Origin of the sequence: Novosphingobium sp. HR1a (assembly GCF_015594425.1) — a bacterium.
Taxonomy (GTDB): Bacteria; Pseudomonadota; Alphaproteobacteria; order Sphingomonadales; family Sphingomonadaceae; genus Novosphingobium; species Novosphingobium resinovorum_A.
This window is the reverse complement of record NZ_JABXWS010000052.1, coordinates 1-2,282: the sequence shown is the minus strand read 5'-3', so window position 1 is coordinate 2,282 and position 2,282 is coordinate 1. Positions and strand designations below refer to the sequence as shown.

Below are 2,282 nucleotides of genomic sequence, written 5' to 3'. Positions count from 1 at the left end.
GGAAGCCGTCACTGCACCGACGCCTGGGATCGACGAAAGCAGCTGACATTGCTCGCTTGCGCGCGCCGACGCGACCAGCTGTTTGCTCAACCCGGCGGCGCTAGCGCGCATGCCTCGCCAAGCCTCGAGCACGGGCAGGATGATCTGCTCGAGCCCTGCATTGCTCGCCAGCAGGCTACGCACATGGCCCTCAAACACGCGGCCTGCCCCCTTGGGAACGACCAGGCCGAACGTCTTCATCAGACCGCGGATCTGGTTCGACAGCTGGACCGCCACTTTCAGCATCTGATTGCGCGCTGTGATCAGCGTACGGGTCAGCATGCTGTCAAAGCTTTTCACGCGCACCTCGCGGTAAAAGCCAACCTCGGCAAGATGCGCAAGTCCATCCGCATCATTTGCATCGGTCTTGTTCCTCGCCATATCGAGTGCCGCCTTGGCGTGACGGGCATCAATGCAAATCGCCGGCAAGCCTTCCAGCGCCAGTGCGTGATAGAACCAGACCGACAGAGGCCCTGTTTCGAACACGACCCGTTTCGGGTTGAGAGCGCGCTTGCGGATGACCTCTGCTATAAGTCTGGGATCAGACGGACATTTGCCGCGCCAGATTCGCTGGCCGCCTTCACGGACCGAGATGAAAGTAGCTTTCAACGATACGTCGAGGCCGATAAACTGTTCCATGGTTGTCTCCCGTTCGATGCTGGGCCCGGTGTCAATCGTGAGCCCGTATTTCATCTTATCGGGGGGCAACCACCCAACCAACGCAACCGTGACGACGTTGCCAACCCCGCGATTACCCTATGTGTTAAGCTACTCCCGATCTGATGGATTGGTACGGGAATGAAGACGACGAGGAAGCGCTACAGCGCGGATTTCAAGGCGAAGGTGGCGCTGGAGGCGATCCGGGGCGACCTGACGCTGGCAGAGTTGGCTGCCAAGCATGGCGTGCACCATACGATGATCGCATCGTGGAAGCGGCAGGCCATCGAGGGAATGGTGAGCAGCTTTTCTGGAGCCGGAGATGTGGCCAAGGCTGTCAGCGAGAGCGAGGTCGAGAAGTTGCACGCCAAGATCGGGCAACTGGTCGTGGAGCGGGATTTTTTAGCGAAAGCCTTCGGTCGATGAGCGTGGACCGGAGGCGGGCGATGGTCGAACCTGCTCACCATCGCCTGTCAATCTCGGCGCAGTGTCGCCTGCTGCGGATCAGCCGCTCGTCCTATTACTATGCGCCGGTGCCGGAGACCGATGAGACGCTGGCACTGATGACGGTGATCGACGCGACGTTCCTGGACTGCCCGTGGTATGGCAGCCGCCAGATGGCGCGGCACTTGCGGCGTGCCGGACACGAGATCGGTCGTCGCCGGGCACGGCGGTTGATGGCGAAGATGGGCCTGACGCCGATCTACCAGCGTCCCCGTACGAGCGATCCGCATCCGCAGCACCGGGTCTATCCGTATCTGCTGCGCAAGCTGGCGATCGAGCGGCCCAACCACGTCTGGTGCGCCGACGTGACGTACATCCCCATGCGCCGGGGCTTCCTCTATCTGGTGGCGATCATGGATTGGGCGACCCGGAAGGTTTTGGCCTGGCGGTTGTCGAATACCATGGATGCCGGCTTCTGCGTCGCGGCACTGGAAGAGGCGCTGGCCCGGTTCGGCAAGCCGGAAATCTTCAACACCGATCAGGGTAGCCAGTTCACCAGCTTCGCCTTCACCAGCGTGCTACGCGAGGCCGAAGTCCGCATCAGCATGGACGGTCGGGGACGGTGGATGGACAACGTCTTCATCGAGCGACTCTGGCGCTCCCTGAAGTACGAATGGTAAGCGCGAAATTCCGCGCACCTGTTCGGTTGAGTGACGCGGTGTGAAGGATGTGTCCACCAAGGAAGAGGTGGACACATGGAGTTGGCACCGATGGGCCCCTATGGGCTCGAGGTTGTAAGGGTGACGAGTAACGGCCGGCGCTATTATGGTCGGGCGGGGAAGGCACGGTTGATCGAGGCGTGCCTCGAGCCGGGCATATCGGTGGCGAGGCTTGCGCTGGAGCATGGTGTCAACGCCAACCAACTGCGCAAATGGGTCAGGAAGTATCAGGAGCGGCAGAGTGCGAACGGGCAGCGGAGCACAAGGCAGTTGCCTGATCCGTCGGCGTTTATCCGGGTGGAGACGTCTCCGGCGCCTGCGGAGCGACACACTGGTGGGATCGCGCCCCGGTCTGCGGGATTGGTACCGTCAGTGCGGTTGCATGCGTCGATGCCAAATGGCGTATCGCTGACGCTGGAGGAG

General features: G+C 61.7%; 2 protein-coding genes and 1 pseudogene. 2 read left to right on the top strand and 1 reads right to left on the bottom strand.

Annotated features, from left to right (window positions below):
- A partial coding sequence (locus HWN72_RS14715) for a transposase (RefSeq protein WP_211150536.1) occupies positions 1 to 678 on the bottom strand: 678 nt, incomplete at its 3' end.
- A 159-nt stretch (positions 679 to 837) separates the two neighbouring features.
- Between HWN72_RS14715 and HWN72_RS14710 the strand changes: the two are divergent.
- Positions 838 to 1,814: pseudogene (locus tag HWN72_RS14710) on the top strand (IS3 family transposase); the annotation flags it as partial.
- An 81-nt stretch (positions 1,815 to 1,895) separates the two neighbouring features.
- A partial coding sequence (locus HWN72_RS14705; RefSeq protein ID WP_211150535.1) for a transposase occupies positions 1,896 to 2,282 on the top strand: 387 nt, incomplete at its 3' end.